Raw genomic sequence first — 18,987 nt, 5'->3', positions numbered from 1 at the left:
CCCATGAATAACGCCAATGACGCTTCGGTCGAAGTCCGGGTTGATACCGCATCACAGATCGAAAGCATGCTTGAGGCCGCCATCGAGAAGCTACAGCCGATGGCCACACTGAGCCGCCAAGGCATTCTGGTGACTCGCCTGGACCCCGGGCACTTCAGCATCTCCGTGAGCGACGCGGTCCCCTTCGGCGTGACCCGCGAGCGCACACGCTAAAGCGCTGGAGCTCTTCGCAGTGCGTTGGTAGCTTCGACCTATGGCCATCAAACTTGAAAACGTCGGTATTGCGGTTCGGGATATCGAAGAAACCATCGCCTTCTTCACGGACCTCGGCCTTTCGGTGGTCGGCCGTGACACGGTCAGCGGTGAGTGGGCTGATACCGCCGTCGGACTTGACGGCAACCACGCGAAAATCGCGGTGCTCCAAACGCCGGACGGCGAGGGACAACTGGAACTCTTCGAGTACATCCATCCGGATGCGATCGAAACGGAACCGACGCTGCCGAACGAGATCGGAATGCACCGGGTGGCCTTCTCCGTTGACGACATCGACGAAGCTCTTAGGATCGCCGCCAAGCACGGATGCACTCCGCTTCGCGGTGTGGCCACCTACGGGGACGTCTACAAGCTCACGTACCTCCGCGGACCCAGTGGAATACTCGTGATGCTTGCCCAGGAACTGAAGAAGGGCTGAAGTTTCGCCCTGGGCGCTCAGCTTTGGTGTGCAGTCACCCTTGGGTCGGGCTCACTGGGATGAATCCCCGCGTCCGTTTCCACGGGGAGTCCATTCCGGATCCAGTACTCGATGCCACCGATCATCTCCTTGACCGGATACCCCAACTCGGCAAACGCGAGCGCGGCGAACGTGCTGCCGTTGCATCCTGGACCCCAGGAATAGACCACTACTTGTGATCCGGCCGGGATCAGCTCGGCTGCCAGCTCCGAGACCTGGGCTGTCGGGATATGTACCGCACCCGGAATATGTCCGTGGTCCCAGGAAGATCGGCGGCGGGTGTCCACGACAACCAGCGATCCCGGTGGGGCTTCGGCGACATCCATGACGTCAATCTCGCACTGCAGCTTTGCCCGGAAATACGCTGCGGGATCCAGTGTCATGCGAGCTTCGCCAGCTTTGCGCTTGCCCTGCGGGAACCCAGTTTCGCGGAAATGCGTAGGCTGGTTTCGGCCGCCATCGGTCCCACTTCACGTACGCGCTTGGCAGTCATCCGTGACGACAGGGAAGACACCGACAAAGCGGCCACTACGTGGTCATCATGGCCGAAGATGGGGGCGGCGACGCAGCGGACCTCCGGCTCGTTCTCACGGTCATCAACAGAGTAGCCCCGGCGCCTTATCGCTTCGAAGTCGGCCCGCAACAGGGCCGGATCGGTGATGGTCTTATCCGTGAGGGGCACCAAATCACCCGCGAGGATGGGACCCACCACCTCCTCGGGACTGAAGGCGAGCATGGCCTTGCCGACGGCGGTGCAGTACGCCGGCATAGTGGCGCCGACCCTCGATGCCATGCGTACTGTGGCCTCGTCCTCCACCTTGTCCAGGTAGACGACGTCATGCCCGGAAAGCACCACCAGGTGGCAGGTGCTTTCCGTGGCACGCATGAGGGCGCGGAGTTCTCCGTTGGCAACGCTGCGCAGGTCAACCCGGTCAAGGTAGGACTGCCCCAGGCGGAGGCAGCCGTGGCCCAGCCGGAACTTGCCCGTCTCATGGTCACGCTCCAACAGGTTTTCCTCGAGCAGCGGAGCGGCCAAACGCAGCAAGGTGCTCTTATTCAAGCCGGATAGCCGGGCAAGCTCCACCAACGCAAGGCCATCACCGTTGCCGGGCTCCTCGGCCACCACCGTCAGCAGGGCCAGTGCCTTGCGCAGCGAGGCCGAGGAGTTGCGGATCTCTTTGCCTTCAGTAGTCACTCAGTTCCTCACGAGCTGCTCTGCGTCGTAATCGCGTTTCCAGCCCTCAACACCAGGGCGCTTCTGCCATGGCGCGGGGCCCTCCAAAGGACGGTACTCCACACCCATGGCCTCGAGCCGTGCCAGGTGTGCACCTGTGAGCCGGTTCAGGAACTCATCGTAGTCCCGGTTTTCCGGGTTGGACCAGAACACTTCGGCGATGGCGCTAAGGCGGGGAAACGCTGCGAACTGCACGCGGCGCGGTGAGTCCAGATGCTCGGTCCAGATGTTGGCTTGCGCTCCCAGCAGGCGGCCGGGGAGGTCCTCGTTCCCAACTCCGGGCAGCGGCTCGAACTCATAGACGGCCTGCAGCGTCGTCACAAAACCAACGGGCACCGGCTCGTCGTCGCCATCGGCTTGCCGGTGGTCCAGGTACAGCTTGTGCTCAGGGCACATCACTACGTCATAGCCCTTGCGGAGGGCATCAATCCCGCCCTCGTATCCCCGCCAGGACGCCACGAGTGCGCCGTCCGGCAGCCCGCCGTCGCCGATTTCATCCCAGACCGAGGTGGCGCGGCCATGGTTTTGCAGGTGCAATGCGAGCTGCCCGACGAACCAGCTGTGCAGGCCCGAAACATCCTCCAGGCCCAACGCGGCAGCCTTGGCTTGCGCCTGGGCGCTGGCTTGCCATTGGGTGAGCGGCACTTCGTCTCCGCCAAGGCTTATCCACGGTGAGGGGAAGATGTCCACCACTTCGTCCAGGACGTTGCGGAAGAACTCCAGCGAGGTCTCAGAAACTTCCAGCACCGTCTCGTTGATACCCCAGCGCGGCCAGACCTCCACAGGCGCTGAACCCTCGGCCGGGCCCCCGCCAAGCTCCGGGTATGCAGCGATCGCGGCTTGGCTGTGCCCGGGAACATCGATCTCCGGAATGACCGTGATGTGCCTGTCAGCGGCGAAAGCCACGATTTCGCGAAGGTCATCCTGGGTGTAGAAGCCCCCATGCGGACGGCCGTCGAAAACGCCGGCACGCCAGGATCCCAGCGAAGACTCACGGCGCCAAGCACCCGTTTCAGTGAGCTTGGGATAGCGGTTGATCTGAATCCGCCACCCTTGGTCATCCGTCAGGTGCAGGTGCAGGACATTGAGTTTGTGCATGGCCATGACCTCGATGAACCTCAGCACATTGTCCTTGGGCATGAAGTGCCGTGCGACGTCCAACATGGTCCCGCGGTAACCGAAGCGCGGCTTGTCCTCCACCCGTACCCGCGGCAGTGGCCACGCTTCGGCAGGAGCAACCGGGGCCTGGCGCAACGCTGCCGGTCCCATCAGCTGCAGGAGGGTTTGAGCAGCATAGAAGGCGCCAGCGGCGCCACCGGCGGAAATCACGACGGCGTCCCCCACCTCCAGGCGGTACGCCTCGGCATCGAGTGCGGGGTCAAGCAGGAGTCGGATGCCCGCATCACAGGGCGGCACAGGTGCGAGGTCCCACCCGGTGGCTGCCACCAAAGCCCGCGAGAGCCAACGCCTCGCCCCGCTCAGTTCAGGGTCGGCACCCACCGTTGTTCCGGCGTCGAGCACCAGTTCGCCGGTCCCCGCGGAGAAGGACCACGGCGCAGGGACCAGCTGAGGCAGCGCGCTCATCCCTTCACCGCCCCAGCCAGTCCGGACACCAGCTTGCGCTGGACGGAAACGAAGAAGATCAGCACGGGAATGGTCATGATGACCGAGCCGGCCATGATGGCGCCCCAATCGTTTTGGTCGGGCTTGAAGAACGTCAGGAGTGCCATGGGCAGCGTCTGGTTCTCCTGCGCGGAAATGATGAACGTCTTGGCAAAAAGGAAGTCGTTCCACGTGGAAATGAACGAGAACACCGAACACGCCACCACACCGGGGGCCACCAGTGGGAACAGGATGGAGCGGACAAATCGGAAGCTGCTGGCGCCGTCCAAGCGGGCCGCCTCTTCAACTTCCAGTGGAACAGCGGCCACGAAGCCCCGCAGCATCCAGATGGCGAACGGAATGCTGAAGCCAACATGCACCAGCACCAGCGAACCCAACTGGTTCAGGCCCACCAACGGGATGGCCTCACCGGCGTTGCGGAGCAGGAAAAACAGCGGAATCGTGAGGGCTTCAACGGGCACCATCTGCGAAACCAGGATGATGACCAGGAGCTTGGTCCGCATCTTGAAGTTGTAGCGGGTCAGGGCCACCGCAGCGAGGAACGCAAGGACCGTGGACAGCACGACCACCACCAGTGCAACGATCACGCTGTTCAGGAAGTACTGACCAAAATTGTTGACACCCAGGACGCGCCCGAACGAGTCCAGCGACGGTTCCAGCGTGTACGGAGCTGCATCGCCGGCGTCGAGCGCTGTCTTGGGCTTCAACGCGGACAGCACCATCCAAAACAGCGGGAAGGCGACGATCAACGCGATGACGATCGCGGCCGCATCGGCGCCGAAACGGCGTTTGCCCTGCTTGCGCAGCTTCTGCGGGGCGCCGGCCTTGGTATTTCGGCGTGCGGGCGATGAAATGTCTACGGCGGTCACAGGGCCTCTCCTGTTCGCTTGAGGATGCGGAGGTAAACGAGCGTGATGACCATAAGCAACGCGGTCATGATCACGCCGAGCGCGGAGCCGAGGCCATAGAGGCTCGCCGCGAACGCCTGCTGGTAGCCGTAGACGTTGAGCACCAGGTTCTGGCCGGCAATGCCACCACCGTTGGTCATGATGTAGATCTGCGAGAAGATCTTGAAGTTCCAGATGATGGACTGGATGGTCACCACGATCACGATCGGACGCAGCATCGGGAGCATGATGCTGCGGGCAATGCGCGGCATTGAAGCACCATCGATCCTGGCAGCCTCAATGACCTCGGTGGGGATTGCCTGGATGCCCGCGTAGACAGTGACAAGGACGAACGGGAACGAGCACCACACCACTTCGCTGGCCACGAGTCCGAAAGCCGACCATTTGTCGTACGTCCACGAGTAGCCCTGGAACTGCGTCAGGCCGATCGAGACCAGCGTCTTGTTGACCAAGCCGAGAGTGGGCTCGAACAGGAACAACCACACGGCACTGCCCGTAACTGCAGGGGTGGCCCAGGCCCCGAGCGACACTACGAAAAGCATCGAACGGACCCAGGGGCGCAGCCTTGTTGCCAGCACTGCCAGCGAGCTGCCCACCAACAACGTGAAGACCACGCAAGCGGTGGCGAACACCACGGTGTTGCCCAGGACGGTCCAAAACTGCGGATCGGCGAAGAGCTTCTGGTAGTTCTCAAGGCCGACGAACTTCAGGGGTGCTTTTCCGCTGACCTGGGCTTGGCGGTAGTCGTACAGCGAGACGTTGATCAGCTGGAAGATCGGATAGCCCAGCAGTGCGATCAGGACAATGAAGGCCGGGGCCAGGTAGAGCCATGGCTCCAGCCCGCGCTTTCCGTTGGAGAAACGCTGGGACTTGCGTGCCGCCGTCGTCGATCCTTTTTCCGGTGTGCCGCCCTGGGGCGCATCGGGCAGGACCGGGGTGAGCGCTGTCATGCTGCGCCTCCGGGATGTGATGGGGTGCAGCGCATTACTTTGACCCGAATGCCGTATTCATGGCTGATGCAGCCTCGGTGGTAGCGGTGTTGACGTCAGCCTTGCCCGTCACGACCTTCTGGTACATGCCGGTGAAGACACCCTGGGCATCGATCGTGGACCAGTTCTCCGTGACCGGGACAAACTTGGTGCCCGCGCCCAGGGTGTTGATGAACGGTTCAACCTGCTTGTTGTTCTCCGCCACTGATTTCTGGACGTCGCTGAACGTGGGGAGGTTGCCCATGGAGTCGAACATCTTCTGCTGGTACTTCTTGCTGGCGAGCAGCTTCACGAAGTCGGCGGCGAGCGTGCGCCGTTCGCTGCTGTTGAAGACGCCCAGATTGTTGCCACCGGCGAACGCCGGGGCGATGGAGCCAGCCGTCTTGCCGGGAACCGGAACGACGGCGAACTTGTCCTTGATGGCGCTGGCGGCAACGGCCTTGTAGTTGAAGTCGCCGCCGATGGTCATTGCGGACTTGCCGGCGATGAACTGCTGGACGCTGGCATTACCGCCGAACTCCGCGCAGGTCTGGGCCGGGCAGATGTCGTCCTTGAGAAGGCGGGCATAAGCGGCAACACCTTCGCGGGAGGCAGCGGAGTCCAACTTTGAGACGAACTTGTCGCCTTCCTTGGAAGCGATCTCGCCGCCATTGGCCCACAGGTACGGCATGGCGGAGAACTGCGCGGCTCCACCTACGGAGATTCCCAGCAGGTCCGGGTTTGCTGCCCGAACTGCCCGTGCAACGGTTTCTACCTCATCCAAGGTCTTGGGGACCTGGAGGCCGAGCTGCTGCAGGAGGTCCGTGCGGTAATAGAGGGCGCGAACGCCAACGAACCACGGGACACCGTAGTTCTTGCCGTCGATTTCGGTGGTGTCCAGGATCTTTTGGTCAAGGTCCTTGGCCTCGTCCCAGGACTTGATGTCTCCTGTGACGTCGGCCAAGCCGCCGGATGCGACGTAGCTGGCCAGGTCCGTGTTGCCGAACTCGGCGACATCCGGCGCGCTGGAAGGATCATTGAACGCAGCCTTGAAGCGTTCGGCGCGGCTGTCCACAGGGATGTACTGGACGTCGATCTTGGCACCACTGTGTGCCGCTTCGAACTCAGTGACGGCTTCCTTCACTACGGCGGACTTGGGATCTTGGTTGACCTCGGAGAACAGCCAGACACGGACGGTGCCGGTCTGCTCGTCCGAGCTTGATGCAGCGTTGTTCGAGGTGGGTGGAGCGCAGGCGGTCAGTGCGAGCGCTGCGATGGCGATTGCCGCGGCGGAGCGTGCGAGTTTCAAGTGTCCTCCATGGAGAAAGTTGGGTTCCGCGGGACTTCCCCCTCCGCGGCTATGAGACCAAACACTATGAACGCCAGGGTGTGGGCGGAAGCACATTTACCGAAAGGTTTGCATTGCAAAACAAGAATCCAGATTTTGGGCTTTTTGGTCTATACCTAACGACGTAGTTGGTCTAGTCCTTTGCCCATGGGGCCAGCGCGTAGAGCCTTAATCCAATTTCGTCGCTTATACCCCCTGGGGGTACTTGACCCGATACCCCCTGTGGGTATAGGTTCGATTTATGAGCACCCCAGATCTGACAATGAGCCATCCGGATGAGCCCGTCATCGAGGCGGATCTGGAAACTGTGGCACCTCACGGGTACACCAGCAACAAGGACGCGTACCTGAAACGCTTGAAAAGGATTGAGGGGCAGGTCCGCGGTATCGCACGCATGGTTGAGGAGGACAAGTACTGCATTGACATCCTCACCCAGGTAGCCGCTGCCACAAAGGCCCTCCATGCGGTCAGCCTCGGGCTTGTAGAGGAGCACATCGGCCACTGCGTCGTCGGTGCCGCCTCCGAGCCAAACCCCGAAACCAGGGCCGAACAGATTGACGCCAAGGTGAAGGAAGCCACCGATGCCATCGGGCGCCTGCTGCGCTAACTCCGGCACCAAACACCATCCCATCCAACTCGTCACCAGGGAGAGCACCATGAGCCAGACCATCCAGACCAACGTCAACGTATCCGGCATGACCTGCGGCCACTGCGTCTCAAGCGTGAGCGAAGAACTCGAGTCGCTCAACGGCGTCGAAAACGTGGCCGTTGACCTCAACCCCGGCGGATTGTCCACCGTGACCATCACATCAACCAAGGAGCTCTCGCCGTCTGAAATAGGCGAGGCCGTGGCAGAAGCCGGCTACCTGGTGGTAGCCAACGAAGCTTAGGAGTCCCTTTTGAGTCACCAGGAGACTTTCAACCAACCCGCACCCCGGGTTATCGAACTGGACATCGAGGGCATGACCTGCGCCTCGTGCGTCAACCGGGTGGAACGAAAACTGGGCAAGCTCGAAGGCGTCGAGGCCACCGTTAACCTGCCCCTCGAATCGGCGCACGTGACGGTCCCTGCAGGGGTGACGGATCAGCAAATCGTGGATACGGTCAACGCAACGGGCTACAAAGCCACCATCAGGCAGGCTCCGGTCCCGCATACCCACACCGAGGATCACGACACCCACGAAAACCACATGGAGCATGGTCCCTCCGCCTCAACGCTCCGCCCGCGCCTGATCGTTGCCACGGTGCTGACCATTCCCGTCTTCGCGATCTCAATGATCCCCGCCCTTCAGTTTGCCAACTGGGGTTGGGTAGTCGGAGCCCTGGCACTGCCGGTGGTGAGTTGGGCGGCTTGGCCCTTCCATAGGGCCGCAGCCATCAACGCCCGGCACTTCGCTTCCACCATGGACACCTTGGTTTCCATCGGTGTCATCGCCGCATACCTGTACTCGGCCTGGCAGCTGTTCGCTGACCCGCGGATGACCGAACACCCCGGCATGGAAAGCATGTCGGGCGGGGGACTTTACTTCGAAGTCGCGGCAGTGGTCACCTCATTCCTGCTCCTGGGCCGGTACCTTGAGGCCAACGCCAAAGCAAAAGCCGGCGATGCCCTGAAAGCACTCCTGAATCTTGGCGCCAAGGACGCAACCATCCTTGTCAACGGCCGGGAGCAAAAGATACCCGCGGACCAGCTTCTTGTGGGTGACGTCATCGTCGTCCGTCCCGGCGAGAAAATTGCCACCGATGGCGTTGTCACAGATGGCGCATCGGCAGTTGACGCTTCACTGGTGACCGGGGAATCCGTGCCGGTCGAGGTGGGGCCCGGAAGCGCAGTAACCGGCGCCACGATCAACACATCAGGGCGCTTGTTGGTCCGGGCCACGCGCGTCGGCTCAGATACGACACTTGCCCAGATGGGACGCCTGGTCAGCCAGGCTCAGACGGGCAAGGCTCCCATAGCCAGGCTCGCCGACAGGATCAGCTCGGTGTTCGTGCCGATCGTCCTGATCATCGCCCTGGTGACATTCCTTCTGTGGCTGTTCTTCACTGGCGACCTCAATGCAGCTTTCACCGCCGCTGTTGCCGTCCTGGTCATCGCCTGCCCTTGCGCTTTGGGCTTGGCCACTCCAGTTGGCCTCCTGACCGGAACGGGCCGCGGAGCCCAGCTCGGCATCCTGATCAAAGGCCCACAGGTACTCGAAGACACCCGGCACGTGGACACCATCCTGCTGGATAAGACAGGCACCGTCACCAGTGGCAAGCTCTCCGTGGACCACACAGTGGCCCTTAGCGGCTACTCCCCTGAAACGGTCCTAACGTTGGCAGGCGCAGTTGAGTCAGCATCCGAGCACCCGATCGCCCACGCGATCGCCTCCGCAGCCAAGGACGCAATGCCCGACGCCGGCGCACTTCCACGCGTTGACGGCTTCAGTTCCGCTCCCGGCGGCGGAGTCCGGGGAACCGTGGGTCTCGACGGCACCACCCGGACGGTGGTGGTTGGGCGCTCGGGCTGGCTCGAGGAGAACGGCATCTCCCTCGACTCGAATCAGCGGGAAGTCCTGCTGGCCGAGGAAAACGGCGGCGCCACCGCAATTTGGGTCGCAGTGGATGGACAGCCTGCCGGAATTGTGAGCTTGAGCGACACCATCAAGCCGGGCTCGGCCGCAGCCATCCTGAAATTGAAGGAGTTGGGCATCCGCCCCATTCTGTTGACCGGCGATAACGCTGCCGTAGCGGCGCAGGTGGCCGCCGCCGTCGGAATTTCACCCGACGATGTTTACGCCGGAGTGCTGCCCCAGGGCAAGGTCGAGGCAGTTCGTAAGCTCCAGGAGTCGGGAGCAACAGTGGCCATGGCCGGGGACGGCGTCAATGACGCTGCAGCCCTGGCGCAGTCTGACCTGGGAATCGCCATGGGCTCAGGGACTGACGTCGCCATTGAGGCCTCTGACCTGACGGTGATGGGAAGCGACCTTGGCCAACTGGTTCAGGCCATCGAGCTCTCGCGCAAGACCCTGTCCACCATCAAGACCAACCTGTTCTGGGCATTCTTCTACAACGCGATCGGCATCCCGGTGGCAGCGCTGGGCTTCCTGAACCCGATGATCGCGGGCGCGGCCATGGCCGCCAGCTCCGTGCTGGTCGTGGCCAACTCCCTGCGGCTCCGCTCCTTCGGGAAGTAGTTCAGGGCAGGCGGCAGGATCCAGGGCTACGCGGTGCCGAAGCGGATCGCTGCCCTGGCCCTGGCCTTGGCTGCTTCCTCGTCACGGTTCTTCGCCGGGGCGTGGCTCACCAGGGAGTCCAGGAGATGTTGCGTAATGTGCGCGATCTCGTGGACGGCCTCGGCGAAGGCTTCCTCGTTGTCTTTGGACGGCTTGGTGGATCCGCTGATTTTGCGCACATACTGCAGCGCTGCGGCCTCCACTTCAGCGGTCGTGGCATGCGGTTCAAAGTTATGGAGGGTCCTGATGTTGCGGCACATAACCCCATGCTAACTATGGGCAGTGCTGCATGGGGAGGGGTGCCCATCGACGGGTTTGCGATTGCCGGGATAGGTTTTAGCTATTGGATCTTCCGGATGAGCCGGAGGCCGCTGGGGATGCCGAAGAGCTCGGGTCCGAACAATGAAGGAGAATCTCATGGCTATTTGGGGTGCAGATGTTGATCAGCTTCGTCAGCTCGGTAACAAGCTGAAGGCCGGTGCTGAGCACATCGAGCAGCAGCGTTCCCAGCTCAAGGGTGCCCTTGACGGCACCGACTGGAAGGGCCCGGACGCTGACAAGTTCCGCGGTGAGTGGGACAGCCAGCACGCTTCGAACCTGAAGAAGGTTGCCGACGCACTTCGCGAAGCCGGCGATCGCGCTCAGAAGAACGCTGAGCAGCAGCAGCAGGCTTCCAACTAAGACAGTTGGAGAAAGGCCCGGACGCATACGCGTCCGGGCCTTTTGCTCTTAAGCCGACGTGCTTCCGGTTAGTTCCGTGGCGACTCGGTGACCGATCCGGAGGGAACAGGTTCGACGTCGTTCGGATGGTCCAGGACGGACGGCAACTGTGCGCGGGTCGCCCTGCGGTCACCACGCAACTCGTCCACGCGGACCAGCACTACCCCGCCCACAATGAGGACTCCCCCCAGCAACTGGACTGGCCCGGGGAGCTCCCCCAGAAGCAGCCAGGCCCAAATCACGGCGAACAGCACTTCGGTCAGGGACACGAAGGACGCCACCTTGGACCCGAGGCTGCGGGCGGCCATGATGCCGGAAACATACGCGAGCACCGTGGCCAGGATGATGAGGCCCACGGCGGACACCCACCAAGGCGTGGTCCACGGTCCCAGGGTGGTGTCCGCAGCACTGAAGGTCATGGGGAGTACTCCCGAAAGGCCCACCAGCCACATCACAATGGCCCCGACCAGGAGCCCGCCTGAAGCGAGTACCAGCGGCGGGAGTGTGTCATTTTCCTTGGCGGTAATAAAGAAATAGATCACCAGGCAAACAGCGGCGGCCATGCCCCAGAGGACACCAATGAAGTCCACCTTCACAGAACCCGTCAGGTCGAGTACCAGAACCAGGCCACCCAACGACAACAAGGCGCCCGCAGCAGTGAGGGCGCGCGGGCGTCGTCGGCTGGCGATCCACAACCACAGCACGATCATCACCGGGGCAAGGTACTCAAGCAGCAGGGCAACCCCCACGGACAGGCGGGCAACGGCGTTGAAATAGAAGAGCTGGCAGCCTGCGACTCCGATAAGCCCGAAAAGCAGGATGGTGAGCCAGTTGTCCTTGAGTTGGTGCCAACGACCGCGAAGAACCACGACGGCGGGAATCACCAGGATCAGGGCGGCGCCGGTCAGTCGCACGGCAACCGCGGCCCCGGGTGACCATCCAGTCTCCAGCATGGATTTCGCGAACGATCCGGATGTACCGAAAACGGCGGAAGAAAAGAGCGCGATGCCGAGTCCTGATGCCAGGAATCCCTTTGCATCAGCCTTCGTCGTTGGAGCTGACACAGCAGCCTCCTGTCAGGAGTAAAGTGGGCTTATGGTCATGACAGTACTCCCGAGCCTTGTAAGGAGTCAAAGTGCTTTTTGCGCCTGACACCGAGGTTGCCCTGCGTAGCGTCGTCAATCTGATCAATACCGCGGCCAACGGTGAAGAAGCGCTGGCTACATTGGAGGACCTCGACGCGTTCCTGGACGCCGAAGAATTCACGGGCTCGCGCACCAACTCACCCGCGGAACTGAGCAGCATCAAACGGCTCCGGAGCGAGTTGGCTGCACTCTGGAGTTCCGACGAAGACACGGCGGCCAAGTCCGTCAATAAGCTTCTCACCGACGCCAAAGCACTCCCCCAACTGGTGAAGCATGACCATTGGGATTGGCACCTCCACGCCACCACCCCGGAAGCTCCCCTGGCCGACCGAATGGGGACCGAGGCCGCCATGGCCATCATTGATGTGATCCGCAGCAAGGAAATGGAGCGGATGCGGGTGTGCGCAGCAGAGGACTGCGACGCTGCCGTGCTGGACCTTAGCCGCAACCGCTCCAAGCTCTACTGCGATACGGGCAATTGCGCCAACCGCGCCCATGTTGCGGCGTACCGGGCGCGTAAGGCCGCCGGAAGCGATTAGGTCCCGACGGGGGTCAAACCGACCCCTCTCTCACCTGTGACCAAGGTCACATTTATTACTGCATCACGATTCCCCACCCCGCCCTACCTACCCCTCAGAAAGAAAATTCGGGCGGCTCCCAAAAGCTCGCCCGGCGAGGGTGCCAGGGAAAAGGAATCGTATGCGGAAGCAATCGGAGCACACACATGCTCGCGTTCGGGGCAGGTGGGGTGGTGAGACTGCGCATGCGGTGCTTGGCTTCCTTGCCTGCCTGCTTCTCGTCCTTGTAGGGATGACAGCGTACGGAGTGGTCAACCCGTCCGTGCCCGCGTCGGCGGCCCCTGGCTCGCCCGGGGTCACCCAACCGGGCAGCCTCATCTACAGCGAAGACTTTTCCAACCAGAACGCAGCCGCAGCCCCCATCCCCCTCGGTTCCTATGCCGGCGGGACTGCCGCGGGTAACGAGCAATACACGGCAGATGCGGCATGGCTTCCGGGGGCACAGGCGTGTAACGGCTGGATCCTGCGGCAAGGTACGCCCGTGCCAACCAACGGCGGCCTCCTGAACATCCTGACGAACGACCAGTGCGCGCGCAACAGCGCCTTCACTATTTTGGGCAACATGGCCTTCGCCATGGGCAAGTACCAGGGCATGACCGACGCCCAGGCTGCCCAGAACCAGATCCTCAGCGAGTACACGAACAGCACCACTGGCATCCAAACCGCAGGCCTGCAGCTTCAAACAACCAAGAACAGCATCCCCACCATTGCCGGCCATTTCTACGCGGTCTCCGGCATCTTCGGCGAAACAAATTGCTTCTCCAACCACGCCCGCCAGGAGTTCTCCATCCTGGTCAACGGCGTGGCCACGGTGGTCGGCACCAACTTGGACCCCTGCACGGACCCCAGCCGCCAGACCATCACCATCAACGCAACCGATTTCAGCATCTCGAAGCTCCAGTCCGGGGCCATCCAGGTACCGGTCACCGGCACCACGCCCACCCTGGGCATCCGGGTGCGGAACCTGACCGCCAACGGCAACGGCAACGACGTCGGCTTCGATCTCCCGCAATTGGTTGACGTCACGCCGCAACTGGACAAGGCGTTCAACCCGACGAGCATGTACCAAGGTCAAAACACCACCTTGACCTACACGGTGACCAACACCAGCGACTTGATGGCCAAGAACGGCTGGCACTTCGTTGATACGCTCCCCACCGGCCTGACGGCTGTTGGCTCGCTCGGTGGCACCTGTGTGCGCACAGCCGGAACCGTCTCGGGCCGCACCGTCGATGTGACCGGAAACCTGGCTCAGGGCAGCGCTTCCTGCACCATTACGGTGACGGTCACCAGCAACACCCCCGGCGTTTACAACAACTCCGGATGCGTGGCCAACAACGGCTCCGCCGTTCCCAACTGCACCAACAACTTCCCCACCATCACGGGGCTGTACTCCCCAGGAACCGCGCCCCTTACGGTTCTTCCCGTGGTTGACCTGTCCATCACCAAGAGCGTCAACCTGACGGCATACATCCCGGGCCAGCCCATCACGTACACCGTTGTTGTCCACAACAATGGGCCCAGCGATGCCGTCAACGCCGTGTTTACTGATCCCCTGCCCGCTTCCATAACCGGCGCTGCGTGGACCTGTGCCGTGACGGCAGCAGGAACCTCGAACCTGCCGCCGGCCGGTCCCACAGCCTGCAATGCGCCCAACGGCACCGGCAGCATCTCCGGCACGGTTCGGATCAACATCGGCGGAACCCTGACATACACCGTCAAGGGAACCGTGGCACCCGGCACAACGGGAACCATTTCCAATACAGCCACGATTGTTCCGGCCGCGACGACAGCCGTGCCGAACATGCCGGGCGGCGGCCCCATTCCCGTTCCGGGTTCGACCACCAACGTTCCCACAGTCGACACCGCCTGCCCGCCTTCACCCGGCGTGGGCTGTTCAGCGACCGTGACCACTCCGGTAGATCCGCAGTGGACCATCGCTAAGACGGCCACCGTCAACGGAACCACCTCCGACAACCCGTCCGTGAAGCCCGGCGACACGATCACGTACACCGTGACCGCCACCAGCAACCGCGGGCAAATCAACAACGTCGTCCTCACCGATAACCTGGCCGATGTCCTGGACCAGGCGACCTTTGTTCCCGGCTCCGCTGTCCTGACCATCGGTACGGCCGCCCCGGTGCCGGTAGCAAACCCGGTAGCGCCTTCGACCACCCTGACGACACAACCGTTCACGCTTCCTGCCGGGCAGGTCGCCACTCTCACCTACAAGGTGACCGTCAAGCAGGATGCCTGGAGCTCCCAGCTGGTCAACTTCGCCACCGGGTCAGGCAGCGTCACCCCGGTCCGATGCGCCACTGGCAGCACCCCCTTGGCACCTGAGTGCTCCACCACGCACCACACCCCAGCCAAGATCCTCATCGAGAAAGTCGGCGAGTCATCCGCTGGAACGTGGGTGCCGATGTCTGGTTCCACGTGGGCCATCCTCAATGACGCGGCCGGGGCTCCCGGCACCGTCATCAACAGCTACACGGTGTCACCCATCGCGGCCCAGACCGGGCAGTTCCAACTCGAAGGCATCGAGCCAGGCGTCTATTGGCTGGAAGAAACAGCTGCCCCGAAGGGATTCAGCCTGCTGGCGGAGGCCGTGCAGTTCACGGTGGCTGCCAACGGTTCCGTGACGCTGGGCCAAGGCAGCGGATCCGGTGTCGTTACAGCGAGCGATACCGACGCCAACGGCATCTACCTGGTAACCGTCCGGGACGTGCCGGCCCTGAAACTGCCGGAATCAGGAGGGATTGGGTGGTGGCCCTTCACTGCGGGCGGAGCGTCCCTGCTTCTGGTCGCCGTCGCCCTGGCTTACCGGAACCTGCGCCGCACCCGAATCCACAACTCAGCATGACTTCAATCACGGCCCGCCGCAGATAGGCGTGGCCACCACCCCGGAATGTTCGCTCCCGAGCATCGCACCATCACAAGAAAGAGGAAAAAGTGAGTAATCACAGCTCCCGGCGTCTTTGGAAGACCGCCGCCGCCACCATTGCCGGGGCGGTGTTGGCAATGTCCTTCTCCGTGGCTCCCGCAACGGCGGCACCACTGGTTGACAACACCAAGACCGGCTCAATCACCGTCCACAAGTTTGAGCGCCCTTCCACGCCCACCGGACTCCCCAACAATGGCACTGCTGTTGACACCACCGGCCTCAAGCCGTTGGCAGGAATCCAGTTCACCATCCAGCAGGTCAACACCATCGACCTCTCCACCAACGCTGGCTGGGACAAAGCAAACAACCTGAGCAGTTCCTTCACCCCGTCCAACCCCACGGGCTCCATCACCAGCGCCGGCTACACCTTGGGCACGGCTCAGGCCAAGACCACCGACGCCGCGGGAACCGCGGCATTCGGCACCCTGCCGCTGGGCCTCTACCTCGTCACTGAAACCAACTACCCTGCCGGCGTAACGCCGTCAGCTCCGTTCTTGGTTTCCGTGCCGTTGACGGACCCGAACAACAAGAACAACTGGATCTACGACGTCAACGTCTACCCGAAAAACTCCGTGACCGGTGCACAGAAGACCGTCACCGATGCCCCCGCGGTCAAGTTCGGTGACCAGGTCAACTTCACCATCACAGGTGACATCCCCAACGAGGCCGTCATCGATGGTTACAAGGTCACGGATAAGCTTGATTCCAAACTGACCTACGTCGGCGCTACCGCCACTCTGGTTGACGGAACCGTCATCACCAACGGGACCGATTACACCGTTGCTTTCGACGCTGCCACCAACACCGTCTCGGTTGTGTTCACCCCCGCAGGCCGCCTGATCCTCGCAGCCCACAACACCACCAGCGTTCAGGTTGTTGTCAACACCACCGTCAACACCATCGGTGAAATCGAAAACGTCGCTGTGGTCTACCCCAATGCGGGTAGCTTCACCGGGACCCCGGGCCAGCCCGGCGGCCCCATCGTCACTCCCCCGGTTGTCACCAAGTGGGGTGCCCTGACTCTCCAGAAGGTCGACCAGAACGGGGCAGCCCTGTCCGGCGCTTCCTTCTCGGTGTACGCCAACCAGGCTGACGCCAAGGCAGGCACCAACCCCATCAACCTCGGCGGCAAGACCACGTTCACCGTGGCCGCTGACGGCACGCTGACCCTGACCGGCCTGCGTTACTCGGACTGGGCCAACGGCGCTGCTGTAGCTCCGGGCTCCGCCGATTACCGGACCTACTACCTGGTTGAAACCACCGCCCCGGCAGGATATGAACTGCTCGCTGAGCCGATCTCCTTCCTGATCAACCAGGCTTCCACCGCCGTCGGCGTTGACCTGCAGGTCAAGAACATCCCGTCCAACGGCGGCTTCCAGCTGCCGCTGACCGGTGGCGTCGGTACCGGTGTCCTGTATGCCGCTGGCGCACTCCTTGTCGTCGGCGCGGCTCTCCTGCTGGTTCGTTCACGCCGGAGCACCAATAACAGCTAGTAACTGAGGACCGTGGGTCCCCAGCCTGAACACCAAAGTGGGGAAGAACGCCGGTTAAGCGCTCTTCCCCACTTTGCTTCCCCAGAGCACAACCCTCCCCAGGATCTTCATGTCAAAGCCTCAAACCTCCAAGCCGCGGGCGCGGCGGACCCTCCGCGACACGTGGAGCACACAGCGAATCCTCATCGTGGCGGCCGCGATGTTGGGCGTCGGGATCCTTCTGTATCCCACTGCTGCCGCCTGGTTCTCGGACCGCGTCCACGCCACGGAGATCAGCGGCTACGTGAACACCGTTGAAAGCCTGTCGCCGTCCGCGCAGGAAGCCCTTCTGGATGAGGCACGACAGTTCAACAAGGAACTGCCTTCAGGACCACTCCGTGATCCCTACTCACTGAATGAAAACGGCGAGCAGACAGTTGTTGGCGCAGGCTCCGAGGCGTATAAGAAACTGCTCGACGTCGGCCCCGAAGGCATGATGGGACGCATCAGCATTCCCTCCATCCACGCAGACCTGCCCATCTTCCACGACACAGATGACGAAACCCTGTCCAAGGGCGCCGGACACCTCTTCGGGTCCGGGCTTCCGGTGGGCGGGCCTGACACGCATAGTGTCCTCACCGCCCACTCCGGCTTCGTCAACGCCACGCTTTTCGACAATCTGGACAAAGTCGTGGAAGGCGACGTCTTCTCTGTGACCGTGCTCGGAGAAACCAGCTACTACAAAGTCGATCAAATCCTGAAAGTGCTCCCGGAGGACACCGACGCACTCCGAAAGGTCCCCGGCAAGGATTTGATCACCTTGGTCACGTGCACTCCCAAGGGCATCAACAGCCACCGCCTACTGGTCCGCGGACAGCGCATCGACCCCCCTTCGGGTGACTCCGCGCAAACGGTTCCCAGCCAGGCGCTGGACCCCGGGTTCCCCTGGTGGGCTCTTGGCCTGCTCGGCAGCTCCATCGTGATGGTGGTGGTTACCAAGCCACGAGAGGCTCCGTCAGAAGAATCGGAGGAATCCTCAACGCCGGACACCCCCACGGATGACCTCGCGGACACGCTGCTGGGCTAAGCCGCATTCTCCGGCCAAGTGACGCGGTCCCCTGCCACCAAGGACATTCGTCCAAGGCTTACGTCCCTGCCTGGAACCAGGAGGTATGGCTGAACCAGTCCCAGCGCAAAGCCGGCTGAGTGTTCCAAGGCAAAGTGCATGGCGTCACCGCCCATCCCCGCAAGCCGGACGTCTGAAACAACGACGGCGGCCCGTAGGTCCTCCCGCTGCGCGGCGAGTGCGTCGTAGCACTCCGCGATCACGGACGTGGCCGGTAGGTGCTGATCGGCCAACATTGCTTCCATGGCAAGGTATACCTGGTCGCCGTCTTCCTTTATCGCTGCCGCGAACGGATACAGCTCCCCGTAGGCAGAGAGACAGCGAACGGCAAATGGAAGGGCAGCACTGAGCAGGCAATCCACATCATCCTGCGCTGTCTGATCTGCGGTTTCCCGCCATGAAGCCATCAGTTCCCCCAAGAAACGTCATCCGGCCGGTTGCCGTGCGGCTCACCCTACTCCCGGTGGTCCTTCAAGAAAATGCCTTACGGAACCAGGATGTCAGGGCGGGCGCAGATCCAGCCTGCCAAGGGAGATCGTGCGCGCAACAAAAACGCTCCCCCACCTCGGTGGGGAAGCGCTTGAAACTTAGCGTCCGGCGTCGGGCGTTTCCGTGTCATCGGGCGAGTTGGGGACATCGGACACACCGTGGCCCCGTTTGGAACTGAGGTTCACGCCCGAACCCTTGCCGAGATAGTCGGCGTTCTCTTTATGGCTCATGGACAGCATGGCCGCGACAACCAGGCTCACGATGAACGCGATGCCGGCGCCGGTGAAGGCGAGATCGAACCGGGGCGCCCGTGCGCTGCCCCCCGAAGCGAAGATGAGTACGGCAACGAAGGCCAGCACTGCAAAGAACGCGGAGAACATGAGGGGTCCCTTGACCGAGGTCCGCATCTTGCGCGGTTCTCCTGGTGTCTGGTCTGCCACGGTCATTCCTCCAATGGTGGCGGTGGGTGTCCCGCCGGTCTGCA

20 protein-coding genes are annotated in these 18,987 nt (G+C 62.4%); 10 read left to right on the top strand and 10 right to left on the bottom strand.

Features of this window, described 5'->3' with window-relative positions; genetic code table 11:
• The first annotated feature begins 3 nt into the window (after positions 1 to 3).
• Both QRM57_RS16725 and QRM57_RS16720 read left to right on the top strand, forming a co-directional pair.
• Positions 4 to 213 carry a hypothetical protein gene (locus QRM57_RS16725; RefSeq protein WP_257369858.1) on the top strand — a complete coding sequence of 70 codons (210 nt, stop codon included), beginning with the start codon at positions 4 to 6 and terminating at the stop codon, positions 211 to 213.
• Between the two features lie 40 nt (positions 214 to 253).
• Positions 254 to 691 (top strand): VOC family protein, encoded by a 438-nt coding sequence (locus QRM57_RS16720; protein ID WP_284987381.1) that lies wholly within the window; start codon positions 254 to 256, stop codon positions 689 to 691.
• 17 nt (positions 692 to 708) lie between these two features.
• On the opposite strand, the gene QRM57_RS16715 is transcribed toward QRM57_RS16720, so the two are convergent.
• Genes QRM57_RS16715 through QRM57_RS16690 form a run of 6 tightly spaced genes read right to left on the bottom strand, consistent with a single transcriptional unit; the run spans position 709 to position 6,772 of the window.
• Positions 709 to 1,113 carry a rhodanese-like domain-containing protein gene (locus tag QRM57_RS16715; protein ID WP_284987380.1) on the bottom strand — a complete coding sequence of 135 codons (405 nt, stop codon included), beginning with the start codon at positions 1,111 to 1,113 and terminating at the stop codon, positions 709 to 711.
• Complete coding sequence (locus QRM57_RS16710; RefSeq protein ID WP_257369863.1) at positions 1,110 to 1,925, bottom strand: IclR family transcriptional regulator; 816 nt, start codon at positions 1,923 to 1,925, stop codon at positions 1,110 to 1,112. The genes QRM57_RS16715 and QRM57_RS16710 overlap by 4 nt, the downstream gene beginning before the upstream one ends.
• Positions 1,926 to 3,548: a beta-N-acetylhexosaminidase gene (locus tag QRM57_RS16705; protein ID WP_284987379.1), complete on the bottom strand. Its 1,623-nt coding sequence runs from the start codon at positions 3,546 to 3,548 to the stop codon at positions 1,926 to 1,928.
• Positions 3,545 to 4,456, bottom strand: a complete 912-nt coding sequence (locus QRM57_RS16700; protein WP_284987378.1) for a carbohydrate ABC transporter permease — start codon at positions 4,454 to 4,456, stop codon at positions 3,545 to 3,547. The genes QRM57_RS16705 and QRM57_RS16700 overlap by 4 nt, the downstream gene beginning before the upstream one ends.
• Positions 4,453 to 5,445: a carbohydrate ABC transporter permease gene (locus QRM57_RS16695; RefSeq protein WP_284987377.1), complete on the bottom strand. Its 993-nt coding sequence runs from the start codon at positions 5,443 to 5,445 to the stop codon at positions 4,453 to 4,455. The genes QRM57_RS16700 and QRM57_RS16695 overlap by 4 nt, the downstream gene beginning before the upstream one ends.
• 34 nt (positions 5,446 to 5,479) lie before the next feature.
• Positions 5,480 to 6,772: an extracellular solute-binding protein gene (locus tag QRM57_RS16690; protein ID WP_284987375.1), complete on the bottom strand. Its 1,293-nt coding sequence runs from the start codon at positions 6,770 to 6,772 to the stop codon at positions 5,480 to 5,482.
• Between the two features lie 280 nt (positions 6,773 to 7,052).
• Here QRM57_RS16690 and QRM57_RS16685 point away from each other — a divergent pair, with 280 nt between their 5' ends.
• From QRM57_RS16685 to QRM57_RS16675, 3 genes are read left to right on the top strand one after another with little or no spacing between them, the layout of a single operon-like run.
• On the top strand, positions 7,053 to 7,418 hold the full coding sequence (locus QRM57_RS16685) for a metal-sensitive transcriptional regulator (protein WP_257369870.1): 366 nt from the start codon (positions 7,053 to 7,055) through the stop codon (positions 7,416 to 7,418).
• Positions 7,419 to 7,467: 49 nt separating this feature from the next.
• Complete coding sequence (locus tag QRM57_RS16680) at positions 7,468 to 7,701, top strand: heavy-metal-associated domain-containing protein (protein WP_026541102.1); 234 nt, start codon at positions 7,468 to 7,470, stop codon at positions 7,699 to 7,701.
• Positions 7,702 to 7,710: 9 nt separating this feature from the next.
• Entirely contained in the window at positions 7,711 to 9,990 is a 2,280-nt protein-coding gene (locus QRM57_RS16675; protein ID WP_284987374.1) for a heavy metal translocating P-type ATPase, read from the top strand.
• A gap of 26 nt (positions 9,991 to 10,016) precedes the next feature.
• Here QRM57_RS16675 and QRM57_RS16670 read toward each other — a convergent pair whose 3' ends face one another.
• Complete coding sequence (locus QRM57_RS16670) at positions 10,017 to 10,289, bottom strand: DUF2277 domain-containing protein (RefSeq protein ID WP_257369872.1); 273 nt, start codon at positions 10,287 to 10,289, stop codon at positions 10,017 to 10,019.
• Between the two features lie 157 nt (positions 10,290 to 10,446).
• Here QRM57_RS16670 and QRM57_RS16665 point away from each other — a divergent pair, with 157 nt between their 5' ends.
• Positions 10,447 to 10,710 carry a WXG100 family type VII secretion target gene (locus tag QRM57_RS16665; RefSeq protein WP_018779397.1) on the top strand — a complete coding sequence of 88 codons (264 nt, stop codon included), beginning with the start codon at positions 10,447 to 10,449 and terminating at the stop codon, positions 10,708 to 10,710.
• Between the two features lie 68 nt (positions 10,711 to 10,778).
• On the opposite strand, the gene QRM57_RS16660 is transcribed toward QRM57_RS16665, so the two are convergent.
• Positions 10,779 to 11,813 carry an EamA family transporter gene (locus QRM57_RS16660; RefSeq protein WP_284987373.1) on the bottom strand — a complete coding sequence of 345 codons (1,035 nt, stop codon included), beginning with the start codon at positions 11,811 to 11,813 and terminating at the stop codon, positions 10,779 to 10,781.
• Between the two features lie 71 nt (positions 11,814 to 11,884).
• Between QRM57_RS16660 and QRM57_RS16655 the strand changes: the two genes are divergently transcribed.
• The 4 genes from QRM57_RS16655 to QRM57_RS16640 all read left to right on the top strand — a co-directional run bounded on the left by QRM57_RS16655 (position 11,885) and on the right by QRM57_RS16640 (position 17,975).
• On the top strand, positions 11,885 to 12,433 hold the full coding sequence (locus tag QRM57_RS16655) for a CGNR zinc finger domain-containing protein (RefSeq protein WP_257369875.1): 549 nt from the start codon (positions 11,885 to 11,887) through the stop codon (positions 12,431 to 12,433).
• A 271-nt stretch (positions 12,434 to 12,704) separates the two neighbouring features.
• Positions 12,705 to 15,335 (top strand): DUF7927 domain-containing protein, encoded by a 2,631-nt coding sequence (locus tag QRM57_RS16650; RefSeq protein ID WP_284987372.1) that lies wholly within the window; start codon positions 12,705 to 12,707, stop codon positions 15,333 to 15,335.
• Between the two features lie 89 nt (positions 15,336 to 15,424).
• Positions 15,425 to 16,909: a SpaH/EbpB family LPXTG-anchored major pilin gene (locus tag QRM57_RS16645; protein ID WP_284987371.1), complete on the top strand. Its 1,485-nt coding sequence runs from the start codon at positions 15,425 to 15,427 to the stop codon at positions 16,907 to 16,909.
• A 109-nt stretch (positions 16,910 to 17,018) separates the two neighbouring features.
• The gene (locus tag QRM57_RS16640) at positions 17,019 to 17,975 is read left to right on the top strand and encodes a class C sortase (RefSeq protein ID WP_284987370.1); all 957 of its coding nucleotides are present in this window, start codon (positions 17,019 to 17,021) and stop codon (positions 17,973 to 17,975) included.
• Here QRM57_RS16640 and QRM57_RS16635 read toward each other — a convergent pair.
• Together QRM57_RS16635 and QRM57_RS16630 are read right to left on the bottom strand one after the other, a co-directional pair.
• Positions 17,972 to 18,421: a hypothetical protein gene (locus QRM57_RS16635; protein WP_284987369.1), complete on the bottom strand. Its 450-nt coding sequence runs from the start codon at positions 18,419 to 18,421 to the stop codon at positions 17,972 to 17,974. The genes QRM57_RS16640 and QRM57_RS16635 overlap by 4 nt on opposite strands.
• 180 nt (positions 18,422 to 18,601) lie before the next feature.
• Positions 18,602 to 18,949 (bottom strand): hypothetical protein, encoded by a 348-nt coding sequence (locus QRM57_RS16630; RefSeq protein ID WP_257369880.1) that lies wholly within the window; start codon positions 18,947 to 18,949, stop codon positions 18,602 to 18,604.
• Between the last annotated feature and the right edge of the window lie 38 nt (positions 18,950 to 18,987).

Source organism: Arthrobacter sp. fls2-241-R2A-172 (assembly GCF_030208885.1).
Classification (GTDB): Bacteria; Actinomycetota; Actinomycetes; order Actinomycetales; family Micrococcaceae; genus Arthrobacter.
This window is presented reverse-complemented; position numbering and strand designations above follow the sequence as displayed.